This is a genomic window from Spirosoma litoris (assembly GCF_054776755.1).
On record NZ_BAAHBI010000093.1, the window covers coordinates 1 to 1085 of the forward strand.

The 1085-nt window shown below is 51.3% G+C and carries 2 protein-coding genes; both read right to left on the reverse strand.

What is annotated here, in order from left to right:
• The coding region (locus ACYVGR_RS37620) for an IS630 family transposase (protein WP_460966079.1) at positions 1 to 703 on the reverse strand (703 nt) is incomplete at its 3' end.
• On the reverse strand, positions 616 to 1085 hold a 470-nt coding region (locus ACYVGR_RS37625; protein WP_460966077.1), incomplete at its 5' end, for a helix-turn-helix domain-containing protein. The genes ACYVGR_RS37620 and ACYVGR_RS37625, both read right to left, overlap by 88 nt.

Here is a 1085-nt window from a genome sequence, read left to right on the forward strand (position 1 = left end):
CATACCATGTTCTGAGTTTGTCTTCAGCTGTGGCTACTGTAAAACTCCAATGGATTTTAGTTGCCCGTTGATTACGGTCAGTAGCCCACAAATCAACCTGCTGACCTAATTCCTCGATACTGCCAATACGCCGGTTCAAACACTGGCGAGCCAATGCCGAAAACTCCACCTCGGCCATGTTGAGCCAAGAGCCATGCTTAGGCGTGTAGTGAAACACTAACTTGCGGCTTAAGTTCCGTGCATCGACTAGGGGTAGATGTTCGTAGAATGAGCCATATTTATGCGTATTGAGATTATCCTGTACTACGTCAATCAACTCAACATGGGGGTAATAGGTGGTTAAGAGGTGATGCATAAACTGAGCGTAGTCGGCTTTAGTGCGCTGATGGCGGATCTGAGTATAGCGTTGACCACTGTCCAGATCGTAGGCTAACAGGACTACCGCCGTGCCTTGCCGGACGTATTCATTATCTTCTCGGGCCGCTTTACCCGGCTCCATAGGCAGTGCTTGTACCACCTCGTCGAGCAACTGACAGGGTCGCTCATCGAAGCACAAGCGAACACGGCTTGGTGAAGCCGGTTGCTGATACAGGTTCAGGACGTCTTCCATTTTCGCTATATACTCGCCATCGACTTGTCCGATGCACCATTGCTTTCGGAGCCAGGGCTTAAGCTTACTTTTTTTAACACTAAGCGGACCGATTCATCGTCAATGTGAATGGCTAGCTTCACTAACCGCTCGTTGATCAAAGCTGCTGTCCAGCGTGTCCGCCCATCAGGGGCCTCACTACAAGCCAATTGGGTAATATGGGCTTCCACCTCTTGAGTCACTTTGCGGGGTTGACCAGGTCGAGCTTTCTCCCCTATGGCCCTCAGTAGCCCCTCATCCCGATAGCGTTTACGCAGATTGAAGACCGTAGCCAGGCTAATGCCCAGCGATTGGCTAATCTGCTGAGGATGTTGGCCTTGATGGGAAAACTGTAAGGCTCTGGCGCGAGTTAACTTCCGAGCGGACTCTTTGCCTTTACGAACGAGTTGGTCAAGCGTCGTGAGGTCGGCTTCCGACAGCACAAACGGGGTAGCGT